This is a genomic window from uncultured Caldilinea sp. (genome assembly GCF_937128415.1).
Lineage (GTDB): Bacteria > Chloroflexota > Anaerolineae > Caldilineales > Caldilineaceae > Caldilinea.
Genome location: NZ_CAKZMJ010000097.1, coordinates 49,342 through 60,882, shown reverse-complemented (window position 1 = coordinate 60,882; position 11,541 = coordinate 49,342). Strand labels below are relative to the sequence as shown.

Here is an 11,541-nt window from a genome sequence, read left to right as displayed (position 1 = left end):
CTTCCCTGGACTCCCAAGGCCTTGCGGGCCGTCGAGGACGTGCGGCTGGGAGCCGCACCTACGATGAGCCCGGGATATTTCTCGTAGGCGCGGCTCGCAGCAGCGCTTCCCTGGATTCCCAAGATCTTGCGGGCCGTCGAGGGCGTGCGGCTGGGAGCCGCACCTACGGTGCTCCTTTCTCCCCCTCTCCCGGCATTGGGAGAGGGGCCGGGGGGGTGAGGGCCCTCTAGAGCTTCCCGGAAAAAGTCAATTGCGTAAGGTGAGATAATAAAAAAAGAGGCTCAAATGAGCCTCTTCTGTGCCGCAGGAGGGACTTGAACCCCCACGAGCTCTATGCCCACTACGCCCTGAACGTAGCGCGTCTGCCAGTTCCGCCACTGCGGCTTACGTAAAAAGAATAACATGAAGACCGCCTTGTGTCAAATTCAGGGGAGAGCAAATCTAAGGGGCGGCGCCCGGGGGAGTCGGTGGAGCCTGCGGCGCCTGACTGACCGGCACACGCCGCGAGTCGATGTACCAGGTTGGGAAGGTGGCGAAACGCTCAGAAGGGGTGTTCAGCGCGCCGACCTGCACATTGTTCACGCGCGTGCTTACGCCGTAGGTGTATAACGGATGAAAGAGCGGCAAAGCGGGCAATTCCTCCGCAAAAATTTCTTGAAAACGAGCGTACAGCGCCTTGCGTTCGGCTTCATCGGCGTTCTGACGCGCCGTTTCCATCAATTGATCCGCCTCGGCGTTTTGCCATCCTGTGTAGTTCTGACCGGTGGCGTCGATCTGGCTGCTGTGCCACTGAGGAAACGGGTCTGGATCGCCGACCTGTTTCCAGTCGGTGAGGGCGGCTTCAAAGGCGCGCGGGGCCAGGAAATCCGTCACCAGTCCGCTGAACGTCACCGGTTGCAGGCTTGCGCGCACACCGATCTGCGCCCAGTCGGAAGCCAACCTGGCGCCGATCGCCTGGTGCCGTAAGTCATCCTTGACGAGCAGGATAAAGGCAAGCGGCCGGCCATCCTTCTCGCGCACGCCATCTCCATTGGCGTCGACCCAGCCCGCCTCATCGAGCAAGGATTGCGCGCGAGCCGGATCAAATGGATAGGTCTTCACGTCTTCGTGGAAGGCCCAATGGTTCGGTGAGAGTAAGCTGTGCGCCACGACGCCCTGTCCCGCCAACGCTTCCGCAATCAATTTTTCGCGATCGATGGCGTAGAGCAACGCCTGACGCACATTTTGATCCTGGAAAAATGGAACGTTGGGATTGTTCAGGTTGAGCAGGATATTCTCATAGCTCGAATCGATCGACGAAAACAGTTGAATGTCGTCCCGCTCCGCCATGCGCCTCACGTCCGTCGGCAGAATTGTGCTGAGCGCATCGATGCGCTGTTCATCGAACGCTGCGAGCATGCTGGCGTAATCGGGAAAAGAATAGAACTCCATGGCCAGGATGTAAGGCGTCGGTCCGCCGCCGAAGGGGGAAGGCTCCAACCGGACAGCATCGGGCAAAATTCTTGCGATTCGCATCGGCCCAGAGCCGATGGGGTTGGCGACCAGCGGTTTCGTCAACAACTCTTTGGCGGGAACATCTCGGTAAATGTGCTGGGGCAGAAGGCCGACCGTCATGAGATCGATGAACGGCGCAAAGGGTTGCGGCAAGGTCATCTGAATCGTGCGATCGTCGAGTTTCTCCACGGTGACATTCCGCCACAGCCCCGACAATCCCGGGATGTCGACCAGAGAGGGGTCTTGCAGCGTAGTGAATGTGAAATAGGCGTCATCGGCGGTGATCGGTCTGCCGTCGTGCCAGAAGAGATTGGGCTTCAAGCGAAACTGGTGGATGCGACCGTCAATGAGGCTCCAACTCTCCGCCAGGTCCGGCACGACGCGCCCGTTTTTGTCGAAGCGCATCAGGCCGCGGTGGACAAGCGCACACAGGTCGCTGTCAACCCCAAAATCGTTTTGACACCAGACCGGATGCAGAAATTGCGGCGCGCCGGCGACGCCTTCGCGAAAAACTCCGCCGCGGTCGGGCACGAGCACCGTCGGCACAGAATACACGGCGAATCCCAGCGTTACGACAAGCGCCCCGATTCCCGCAAGCGCGACAAAAACGAGCCATCGCATATGATGGCCCAGGGACTCAACCGGCGAAGCAATTTCTGAAGAGGCGGTGTGAAATGGAGGTGGAGAGTGCATGTGGAAAACAAGCTGACGAGATGGTGAAAGCAATGAAACGGATGGCTCCGCTTCATTGCGATCGACGTCAGATCGCTCAGCTGATCATCACAGTGACAAGACAGAGCAGCAAGAAGACGCCGGTGAGCACAAAGGTCAACTGCCAGAGCGTCTTTTCAATGCCGCGCCGCGTGCGGTAAATATCACCGCCCCCGAACACGGCGCCCAAACCGGCGCCGGTCTGCCCCTGAATCACGATGACTGCAATGAGGGCAATCGCAACGATATTCATTGCGATCATCATAAAAGTGACGATGTTCATTGAAATCTCATTCCTTTGCGCCGCCGCAGGCAATTCTGACGGTATGTGATCTTCTGTGATCTATGCTCACTTACGCGCTACGCGCAAGGCGCTCTGCACAAGAGCCGCTCACTATACACGAAGGCGTAGTATAGCAAGCATCTGAATAAACGCCAAATTCGCCTTGTCTTTTCACCAAGGATTTTAACAGCCGTGACTCAGCATCCACTGACGGCTATCGGACGGCGTCCGATGTCAAACGGTGTTCCGTGACAAAACAATTACGCCTGCGGAGCAGAGGAATCGCCGGATACACCCGACTGCTCGCTCGATTTTGGCGCCTGAGTTTTCTTGTCGCCTTCCATCCCCGCCTCTTTGCGAAATTCGCGGAGCCCTTTGCCGACGGCGCCAAACACTTCCGGCAGCTTGCCGACGCCAAAGAGCATGGCGACGATTACCAAGATGAGAAGCAGCTCAACGGGTCCCAGGTTGAATGGCATGAGAATCTATCTCCTTACGACTCTGGCGGACGCCGATCATTGCCGTGCGCTCATCGCAGAAGTGCAGTCGAGCAGAGTAACAATGAACTCGTCCGACGACCGAAGCACGAAATTTCCACTGCGGCGCCTGAGCCTATTAGACGCGGCAAGGCTTGTGCAACTCTCCCGGCCATTATAACATGAGAGAGGGAGGACGCAAGTTCAATCAGGATGCTTTTTGGGGCGGCGCGCTTCATTCTCACGACGAGAAAGACGTGCATATGCTAGAATAGATGCTGCTATGTTGACGGAATTGCGCATCCAAAATTTCGCCATTATCGATGAACTCCGGCTGGAATTTGGGCCGGGTTTAAATATTTTGACCGGCGAGACCGGCGCAGGCAAGTCGATCATCATCGACGCCGTCGGACTGCTGTTGGGCGACCGTGCGGCTGGAGAGTGGGTGCGCGCCGGCGCCGAGCTGGCGCGCATCGAGGCGACGTTCACCTTGCCCACCGATCCGGAGCGCGCCGCCGAGATCCGTTCATTGCTTGAAGCCGAAGGGCTGGACGACCCCGACAATCCCGACTGGGTGGTCTTGAGCCGAGAGGTGCGACTGAACGGACGCAATCTCTGCCGCATCAACGGGCGCAGCGTCAATCTGCAGCTTCTCGCCGATGTAGCCGGTCTCCTGGTCGATGTGCACGGCCAGGGAGAGCACCTGGGGCTGTTGCGTCCGCGCACGCACATTCATCTGCTCGATCGCTATGCGGGCTTGCTGGGGTTGCGCGCACAGGTGGCGGCACGCGTCGCCGAGCTGCGCCGCGTGCGCAGCGAGCTGCAACGACTTCGCCAGGATGCGCGCACCGTGGCGCAGCGCCTCGATCTCCTCAGTTTTCAGGTCGAGGAGATCGCCGCTGCACACCTGCGCCCCGGCGAAGACGCCGAACTCGAATCGGAGCGCCGACGGCTGGGCAACGCCGAGGCGCTCAACAATCTGGCGCTGACGGCGGTGGGCATCCTGGAGCAGGGAGACGGCGAGCTGCCGGGCGCCATCGACATGGTGAGCGAGGCCGTCGGCCGCATCGAAAAGCTGGCGCGCATCGATCCCGACATGGCGCCGCGCGCCGATGAGGGGCAGGCGCTGCTCGAACAGTTGAGCGAGCTGGCGCGCACGCTGCGCGACTACGCCGAGGCGCTGGAGTTCAACCCGGAGCGACTGGCCGAGGTCGAAGAACGGCTCGAGCTGATCGCCAATCTGAAGCGCAAATATGGGGACACCATCGAGCAGATCCTTGCCTATGCGATCAAAGCGCAGCAGGAGCTGGAAGAACTGAACAACTGGGAAGCGCGCACCGCCGACCTGGAGCATCGCGAAGAGACGCTGCTGCGAGAAGTCGGGGCGCTGGCGGCGGAGCTGAGCGAAAAACGCAAGGCCGCGGGCGAAGCGCTGGCGCGGCAGGTCGAACAGGAGCTGGCCGATCTGCGCATGGTGCGGGCGCGTTTCGGCGTCTCGATCGAGCAGGTCGAGCAGGCCGATGGCGCCTACTTGCCCGACGGGCGTCGCGTCGCCTTCGACGGCGCGGGGATCGATCGCGTCGAGTTTTTGATCAGCGCCAACCCGGGCGAGCCGCTCAAGCCGATGGCGCGCGTGGCTTCGGGCGGCGAAACCGCGCGCTTGATGCTGGCGCTCAAGAGCACGCTCGCCCACGCCGACGCCACGCCCACCTTGATTTTCGACGAAATCGACCAGGGCATCGGCGGCCGCGTCGGCGCCATCGTCGGGCAGAAGCTGTGGCGACTGACCGGCGCCGCCGCCAACGGCGACAATCCTGTGGCGCATCAGGTGCTCTGCATCACCCATCTGCCGCAGCTCGCCGCCTTTGGCGACCATCACTACACCGTCAGCAAACAGGTTATCCTGGAAAATGGCGAAGAGCGCACCCACACGGTCGTGCGCACGCTCAGCCCCGCCGAACGCATCGAGGAATTGATGGCGATGCTCGGTGCGCAGAGCGAGGCGGGCCGCCGCTCGGTGGAAGAGATGCTGTCCGAAGTGGCCCAAGTGAAAGGCGGGGCGTTGATGCTAGGCTGAGCCGACGCCCGCTTGACAACTGCGAAAGGCCTGGAATGAGCAACACCTGGCAAAAATATCTGACCGATTACAACGAAGGGCTCGGTCTGGTCTATGAACGCTTCGTGCTCAACGACTTTCTAGAGCGCCTGCGCCGTGCGTTTGACCTTCGCTCCGTGCTGGAGGCGCCGCTCTACGGCATGGCGGGCGTCAGCGGCATCAACGACGTGACGCTGGCGCAGGCCGGCGTGGAGGTCACCATGGTGGACGACGCGCCGGAGCGCATTCGCGGGGTGCAGCGCATCTGGGAGGAAGACCTGCGGCTTCCCGTCAATCTGGTCTGCATCTCGCCGGACACCTGGGGGCGCCTGCCCTTCGCCGCCCGCTCGTTCGATCTCACCTGGCAGTGGGCCGGCCTCTGGTACATCGCCGACCCGGCCGGTTTGCTGCGCGAGCTGGCGCGCACGAGCCGTAAATTGGTCTTCGTCGCCATGCCGAACAACATCCAGGTTGGCTATTGGATGCGCAAACTGGTGATCGACCGCGAGTTCTTCGCCACCCACGACGAAACATGGACCGACATCGGCCGCATCCGACGCATTCTGGAGGCGGAAGGGGTGGAGATCATCGAAGAGGGCGTGCTGGATACGCCGCCGTGGCCCGACACGGTGATGCCGGCCAGCGAAGTGCTCAAACGGCTTGGCGTGCGCAGTAAAGCGCTGGAGGAGCGGTTCACCGGCGACGGCTGGCGCTGGAGCACGATGGCCTACTACCTCAACCAGGAGCCGGACCTGCGCGAGCGCGTGATGAAGTACGCCTGGCTCGACCATGCGCCTCTGCCGTGGCAAATCAAGGCGATCTGGGCGCACCATCGCTACTTGCTGGGCCGCGTTGCCGCATAGACATCCGCAATGCCCAACGCGCCCATTGCCGGAAACTCCGTTCAAACTCGTGACAGACGGCTCGGAAGAGAGGACACCTGTCACGTGAAAACAACCCATCTCACCGTATCATTCAGAAAGAGGGAAGGAGGTCGTATGACGAGTGAACTGGCCGGGAAACCGGCGCCGCGGAGTCTACTGGTGAACATTCCTCGACTGATCGCAGCGTATTACACACACCTTCCCGATCCTGACAACCCGGCGCACCAGGTGGCGTTTGGCACGTCAGGCCATCGCGGCTCCTCCTTGCGCAATTCGTTCAACGAACATCACATCCTCGCCATCAGCCAGGCGATCTGCGACTATCGCCGCGAGGAGGGCATCGACGGGCCGCTCTTTTTGGGCATGGACACGCACGCCCTCTCCGAACCCGCCATGAGGACGGCGGTCGAGGTGCTGGCCGCCAATGACGTCGAGCTCGTCATCCAGGCCGGACTGGGCTATACGCCGACGCCGGTCATCTCTCACGCCATCCTGACCTACAACCGCAACCGACAGGCGCACTTCGCCGACGGCATCGTGATCACGCCTTCGCACAACCCGCCGGAGGACGGCGGCTTCAAATACAACCCCCCCAGCGGCGGCCCTGCAGACACGGCGGTGACCAAACGCATCGAGCGTCGCGCCAACGAGCTGCTGCGCGAGGGGCTCCGCTCGGTCAAGCGCCTTCCCTGGAGCAGAGCCAAAACTTCGCCGTGCACGCATGAATATGACTTCATTGCAGATTATGTCAACGATCTCAAGGATGTGATCGATTTCGAGGCCATTGCGGCCGCAGGTCTGCGCATCGGCGTCGACCCGATGGGCGGCGCGGCGGTCGCCTACTGGGAGCCGATTGCGGCAACCTATGGCCTCAACTTAACCGTCGTCAACGATGTCGTCGATCCCACCTTCAGCTTCATGACGGTCGATCACGACGGCAAGATTCGCATGGACTGTTCCTCGCCCTACGCCATGGCGAGCCTGATTCAGCTCAAAGATCGCTTCGACATCGCCTTTGGCAATGACCCGGACGTAGACCGCCACGGCATCGTCACGCGCAGCGTAGGCCTGATGAACCCCAACCATTACCTGGCCGTCGCCGTGCATTACCTCTTCCAACATCGCCCTGGCTGGCGCAGCGACGCCGCCGTGGGCAAGACGCTGGTCTCCAGCTCCATGATCGACCGTGTGGCGCAAAGCCTGGGGCGCACGCTGGCCGAAGTGCCGGTGGGTTTCAAGTACTTCGTGGAAGGGCTGCTCAAGGGCGACTTCGGTTTCGGCGGCGAGGAGAGCGCCGGCGCCTCGTTCCTGCGTCGCCGCGGCACGGTGTGGACCACCGACAAAGACGGCGTCATCCTGGGGCTGCTGGCGGCTGAAATCACGGCGGCGACGGGCAAGGACCCCGGCGAGCATTATCGAGCGCTGGAGGAGCGCTTTGGCCGCGCCTTCTACGCCCGCATCGATGCGCCGGCCACCCGCGAGCAAAAGGCGCGGCTCGCCAACCTGACGCCTGAACAGGTCAAAGCGGAAACGCTGGCCGGCGAACCGATCCGCGCCCGCCTGACGCGCGCGCCCTACAACCAGGAGCCCATCGGCGGCCTGAAGATCGTCACCGAAAACGGCTGGTTTGCCGCGCGGCCCTCTGGAACCGAAGATGTCTACAAAATTTACGCCGAAAGTTTCATCAGCGAAGATCATCTGCGGCAAATTCAGGAGGAGGCGCAGCAGATCGTGAGCGATGCGCTGAAATCAACATAGACGTTGTTCCAAGCACAGAAACGATTATTTTTATGCGAATCACAACTGCTGAAGAGGCCGTTCAGGTCATCAAATCAGGCGACAGGGTGTTCATTCACGGCGGCGCGGCGACGCCGGCGCAGCTCGTGCTGGCCATGACGGCGCGCGCGCCCGAGCTGCGCAACGTCGAAATCGTCCATCTGCACACAGAAGGCCCGGCGCCCTACGCTTCCCCGGAACATGTCGACAGCTTTCGCACCAACTGCCTTTTCGTCGGCGCCAACGTGCGCGAGGCGGTGAACGAAGGCGTGGCGGACTACGTGCCGGTCTTTTTGAGCGAGGTGCCCGGGCTCTTTCGCAAGGGCGTCATGCCGCTCGACGTAGCGCTCGTGCAGGTCTCTCCGCCGGACCGGCACGGCTTTTGCTCGCTGGGCGTCTCGGTGGATGTGGCGCGCGCCGCCGTGCAGGTGGCCCGCCATGTGATTGCACAGATCAACCCCAACATGCCGCGCACGCATGGCGACGGGCTGATCCACATCAGCAACATCGACAGCGCCGTGGTGGTGGACGATCCGCTGCCGGAGGTCGCGCCAGGAGAACCCGGGCCGATCGAGACCGCCATCGGACGCTATGTCGCCGAGCTGATCGAAGACGGCGCCACCCTGCAGATGGGCATCGGCGCCATCCCCAACGCCGTGCTCTATGCGCTGCGCAACCACCGCGACCTCGGCATCCACACCGAAATGTTCTCCGACGGCGCCATCGACCTGATCGAACGCGGGGTCGTCAACAATGAAAAGAAACGCATCCACCCCGGCAAAGTCGTCGGCGCCTTCGCCATGGGCACGCGGCGGCTCTATGACTTTATCGACGACAATCCTCAGGTGGTGCTGCTCGACGTCGCCTACGTCAACGATACGGCCGTGATTCGCCGCAACCCCAAAGTGACGGCGATCAACAGCGCCATCGAGGTGGATCTGACCGGTCAGGTCGGCGCCGACTCGATCGGCACGCGCCAGTACTCCGGCGTCGGCGGGCAGATGGACTTTGTGCGCGGGGCTTCGCTTTCCGAAGGCGGCAAGCCGATCATTGCGCTGCCATCGACGACCAGCTCCGGCATTTCGCGCATCACGCCGTATCTGCGCCTCGGCTCCGGCGTGGTGACGACCCGCGCCCATGTCCATTACGTCGTCACCGAATACGGCATCGCCTATCTGTACGGCAAGAACTTGCGCCAGCGCGCCCGCGCTCTGATCGACATTGCGCATCCGGACCATCGCGAGGAGCTGGAAAAAAAGGCGTGGGAGCGCTTCAAACGCTGGCCGGAGCATGCGTTCGCATGATGCGCCCGCCTGTTGAACGTCTCACCCTGACATCGCTGACGCCGCAACACGCCGCAGACGCCGCCTGGCTGCACACGGTGGGGCAGCCAGGCTCTTTTTTGACCGCTCTCGGCGACGAGGTGCTCACCGTCCTGTACCGCGTTCTGCCGCAGTCCAGGGTTGGGTTTGGCTTCGCCGCCGTAGACCCGCTGCAGCCGCAGAAGCTGTTGGGCTTCGTCAGTGCGACGACCGGTGTGGCCGCGTTGTTCCTGGAAATGGGGCTGCGCCGCTTTCCGGACTTTGCGCCGGCCCTGGCGCGGCGCTTCGTTCAGGAGCCGACGCTGGCGCTGCGCGCGACAGAGACCGTCCTCTATCCTTTCCTGCATGAGACGTCCGACGCTCCATCGCCGACGGGCGAGCTGCTTTCGATCATGGTGAGGCCGGAGCTGCGCAGCCTGGGCGTCGGCGGGCTGCTCGTTGCTGCGCTCAAGGCCGAATGCCGGCGGCGAGGCGTGGCTGCGCTCGACGTGACGGTCGCCGCCGCCAATCGGGGCGCGCAGCGCTTTTATGTGCGTCATGGGTTCACCTACGTACAAACGTTCTCGCTGTATGGACAGCCGATGCATCTATATCGCACGCTTCTTTCAGAAAATCGGGCGGCAGAAAGGTAGAAGCGCACAAAGCGCGTTCCGCAGGAGCCCTCTTTGGCGGCTCGTGCAGCGCAGCGTATAATGCACGTTTGTGCTGTATTGCACGAGAGGGGACATGAGCCAGCAACGCTATCGCTATTGCCCGCAATGTGCACATGCGCTCGAAGACCGGCTGGTCGAGGGCAAACTGCGGCGGGTGTGTCCGGCCTGCAACTTCATCTATTTCCCAGATCCCAAAGTGGCCGTCGTGGCCTTGATCGAGCAGGCGGAGCGCGTTCTGCTCATTCGTCGCGCCGTCGATCCGGCGCGCGGGCTTTGGGCGTTGCCCGGCGGCTATATGGATGCAGGCGAAATGCCCAAAGACGCCCTGCAGCGCGAGGTGCAGGAAGAAGTCGGCATCCTGATCGACGTGGGCGAACTTCTGGACATCTTTCCGATGGTCAACAGCGGCGGCGTCAGCCTCGGCATTGTGCTGGCGTATCACGCGCGTCCGCATGCCGACGCCGGCGAGCCGACCGCCTGCGACGACGTTGACCAGGCGCGCTGGTTTTCCGTCGACGAGCTGCCGACAGCGCTGGCGTTCGATTCCACCAAAGCGTTGTTGGCGCGCTGGAGGCGCAAATTTGATTCTGGCATAGGAGGTTCACAATGACGACATCGTCTGAGGCGGCGATGACAGAAGCGATTGTAGAAACGGCGTCCACGCCCCGGTCGGCGAGTGCGCCGTCGATCGGCGTCAAGACGTTTTTGATCACGGGCGGCGCCGGCTTTTTGGGCATCAATTTGACGCGCTATCTGCTGGCGCGTGGCCACAAGGTCGTCAGCCTGGACATTGCCGATTTCGACTATCCGGAGCGTGATCAAATCACGGAGATCAAGGGCGACATTCGCGACAAGAGCGCCGTGGATCGAGCCATGAAGGGCGTCGACATCGTCGTGCACACGGCGGCGGCGCTTCCGCTCTATGCGCCGGAGGACATCTACACGACGGACATCGACGGCAGCCGCAACGTGCTCCAGTCGGCGTACGAACATCGGGTCGAACGGTTGATCCACATCTCCTCGACCGCCGTCTACGGCATCCCCGACCACCATCCGCTGTACGAAACCGATAAACTGCAGGGAGTCGGCCCCTATGGCGAGGCCAAAGTGTTGGTGGAGGAGTTATGCCAGCAGTATCGAGAGAAGGGCATGTGCATTCCGATCATTCGCCCCAAATCTTTCGTCGGGCCGGAGCGACTGGGCGTGTTTGCCTTGCTCTACGACTGGGCGAAGGACGGCAAGAATTTCCCGGTGCTCGGCTCCGGCAACAATCGCTATCAGCTGCTCGACGTTGAAGACCTGTGCGACGCCATTTATCTGACCGCCACGCTGCCCTGCGACAAAGTCAACGACGTCTTCAATATCGGCGCCAAGGAGTTCGGCACGATCAAGGAGGACTATCAGGCGGTGCTCGACTACGCAGGCAAGGGCGGAAAAATCATCCCGATCCCGGCGGGCCCGGCCATCTGGCTGTTGCGCATGCTGGAGAAGGTGAACCTGTCGCCCCTGTACAAGTGGGTGTACGAAACGGTCACCGAAGATTCTTTTGTTTCGATCGAAAAAGCGGAGCGGGTGCTCGGCTTCCGGCCCAAATACTCCAACAAAGAGGCGTTGATCCGCAACTATCAGTGGTACATCGACCATCTGCACGAGTTCGAGGGCAAGTCCGGTGTGTCGCACCGCACGCCGTGGAAGCAGGGAGCGCTGGCGCTGGCGAAGTGGTTTTTCTAAGGGCAGACGCCAAATGAATTCTGCGTCTGGAAGGAGAAGCTGCGCTGCAACGCGGCGGTGAAGACGTCGGCCGACTCGAGCCGGTTTCTCCTCCCAGACGCCGGATTTCCAATCGG

Annotated in this window: 10 protein-coding genes and 1 tRNA gene; 7 read left to right on the top strand and 4 right to left on the bottom strand. The window is 61.9% G+C overall.

Annotation, left to right across the window (positions count from 1 at the left end; genetic code table 11):
- Positions 1–299 precede the first annotated feature (299 nt).
- The 4 genes from Q0367_RS19340 to Q0367_RS19325 all read right to left on the bottom strand — a co-directional run bounded on the left by Q0367_RS19340 (position 300) and on the right by Q0367_RS19325 (position 2,967).
- Positions 300–384 (bottom strand) — tRNA-Leu (locus tag Q0367_RS19340).
- 57 nt (positions 385–441) lie between these two features.
- Positions 442–2,115, bottom strand: a complete 1,674-nt coding sequence (locus tag Q0367_RS19335; RefSeq protein WP_298984226.1) for a peptide ABC transporter substrate-binding protein — start codon at positions 2,113–2,115, stop codon at positions 442–444.
- Between the two features lie 148 nt (positions 2,116–2,263).
- Entirely contained in the window at positions 2,264–2,488 is a 225-nt protein-coding gene (secG, locus tag Q0367_RS19330; RefSeq protein ID WP_297639750.1) for a preprotein translocase subunit SecG, read from the bottom strand.
- A 260-nt stretch (positions 2,489–2,748) separates the two neighbouring features.
- Positions 2,749–2,967: a twin-arginine translocase TatA/TatE family subunit gene (locus Q0367_RS19325; protein WP_297639747.1), complete on the bottom strand. Its 219-nt coding sequence runs from the start codon at positions 2,965–2,967 to the stop codon at positions 2,749–2,751.
- Positions 2,968–3,247: 280 nt separating this feature from the next.
- Between Q0367_RS19325 and recN the strand changes: the two genes are divergently transcribed.
- The 7 genes from recN to Q0367_RS19290 all read left to right on the top strand — a co-directional run bounded on the left by recN (position 3,248) and on the right by Q0367_RS19290 (position 11,425).
- Positions 3,248–5,041, top strand: coding sequence for a DNA repair protein RecN (gene recN / locus Q0367_RS19320; protein WP_297639744.1), 1,794 nt, complete (start codon positions 3,248–3,250; stop codon positions 5,039–5,041).
- A 35-nt stretch (positions 5,042–5,076) separates the two neighbouring features.
- Positions 5,077–5,922 carry a methyltransferase domain-containing protein gene (locus tag Q0367_RS19315; RefSeq protein ID WP_297639741.1) on the top strand — a complete coding sequence of 282 codons (846 nt, stop codon included), beginning with the start codon at positions 5,077–5,079 and terminating at the stop codon, positions 5,920–5,922.
- Between the two features lie 135 nt (positions 5,923–6,057).
- The gene (gene pgm / locus Q0367_RS19310) at positions 6,058–7,701 is read left to right on the top strand and encodes a phosphoglucomutase (alpha-D-glucose-1,6-bisphosphate-dependent) (RefSeq protein ID WP_297639738.1); all 1,644 of its coding nucleotides are present in this window, start codon (positions 6,058–6,060) and stop codon (positions 7,699–7,701) included.
- A 32-nt stretch (positions 7,702–7,733) separates the two neighbouring features.
- Positions 7,734–9,023, top strand: coding sequence for an acetyl-CoA hydrolase/transferase family protein (locus tag Q0367_RS19305; protein WP_297639735.1), 1,290 nt, complete (start codon positions 7,734–7,736; stop codon positions 9,021–9,023).
- Positions 9,020–9,673 (top strand): N-acetyltransferase, encoded by a 654-nt coding sequence (locus Q0367_RS19300; RefSeq protein ID WP_297639732.1) that lies wholly within the window; start codon positions 9,020–9,022, stop codon positions 9,671–9,673. Before Q0367_RS19305 ends, Q0367_RS19300 begins: the two co-directional genes overlap by 4 nt.
- A 94-nt stretch (positions 9,674–9,767) precedes the next feature.
- Positions 9,768–10,304: an NUDIX hydrolase gene (locus tag Q0367_RS19295; RefSeq protein ID WP_297639729.1), complete on the top strand. Its 537-nt coding sequence runs from the start codon at positions 9,768–9,770 to the stop codon at positions 10,302–10,304.
- 77 nt (positions 10,305–10,381) lie between these two features.
- The gene (locus tag Q0367_RS19290; RefSeq protein ID WP_363325896.1) at positions 10,382–11,425 is read left to right on the top strand and encodes an NAD(P)-dependent oxidoreductase; all 1,044 of its coding nucleotides are present in this window, start codon (positions 10,382–10,384) and stop codon (positions 11,423–11,425) included.
- Positions 11,426–11,541 lie beyond the last annotated feature (116 nt).

Bases quoted from the DNA above. Each gene is read 5' to 3' on its own strand.
- Q0367_RS19335 (WP_298984226.1), bottom strand. From the start codon at position 2,115: ATGCGATGGCTCGTTTTTGTCGCGCTTGCGGGAATCGGGGCGCTTGTC.
- secG (WP_297639750.1), bottom strand. From the start codon at position 2,488: ATGAACATCGTCACTTTTATGATGATCGCAATGAATATCGTTGCGATT.
- Q0367_RS19325 (WP_297639747.1), bottom strand. From the start codon at position 2,967: ATGCCATTCAACCTGGGACCCGTTGAGCTGCTTCTCATCTTGGTAATC.
- recN (WP_297639744.1), top strand. From the start codon at position 3,248: ATGTTGACGGAATTGCGCATCCAAAATTTCGCCATTATCGATGAACTC.
- Q0367_RS19315 (WP_297639741.1), top strand. From the start codon at position 5,077: ATGAGCAACACCTGGCAAAAATATCTGACCGATTACAACGAAGGGCTC.
- pgm (WP_297639738.1), top strand. From the start codon at position 6,058: ATGACGAGTGAACTGGCCGGGAAACCGGCGCCGCGGAGTCTACTGGTG.
- Q0367_RS19305 (WP_297639735.1), top strand. From the start codon at position 7,734: ATGCGAATCACAACTGCTGAAGAGGCCGTTCAGGTCATCAAATCAGGC.
- Q0367_RS19300 (WP_297639732.1), top strand. From the start codon at position 9,020: ATGATGCGCCCGCCTGTTGAACGTCTCACCCTGACATCGCTGACGCCG.
- Q0367_RS19295 (WP_297639729.1), top strand. From the start codon at position 9,768: ATGAGCCAGCAACGCTATCGCTATTGCCCGCAATGTGCACATGCGCTC.